This window comes from Pseudomonas sp. LSJ-87, from assembly GCF_032971465.1.
Taxonomy (GTDB): domain Bacteria; phylum Pseudomonadota; class Gammaproteobacteria; order Pseudomonadales; family Pseudomonadaceae; genus Aquipseudomonas; species Aquipseudomonas putida_Z.
Map to the genome: position 1 here is coordinate 1 of NZ_JAWJYQ010000133.1, position 244 is coordinate 244.

Below are 244 nucleotides of genomic sequence, written 5' to 3' on the forward strand. Positions count from 1 at the left end.
AGGCCGGCGTCATCGCTGGCGATGATCTTGCTCAGCATGCCGTAGAGCTTGTCGCTGTCGTTCCAGTTGATCGCTTCTGTGGCGGAGAAACTGGGCAGCAGCCCGGCCAGCAGAGAGCGATCCCGCATCAACAACGCGCGGTAGGGCGGGCTGTCCGGATCCTGCAGCCATTTCAACCAGAGCAGTTCGCTGGTGTCGGAAGCGGGAACATGCGGTTCAAGGCGGGGGACGACAGCTTCCGTAA

General features: G+C 61.9%; 1 protein-coding gene. It reads right to left on the reverse strand.

Annotated elements, in window-relative coordinates:
- Positions 1 to 244, reverse strand: a 244-nt coding sequence (locus tag RYH74_RS26390) for a hypothetical protein (RefSeq protein ID WP_317410636.1), incomplete at both ends; no start/stop codon positions are given.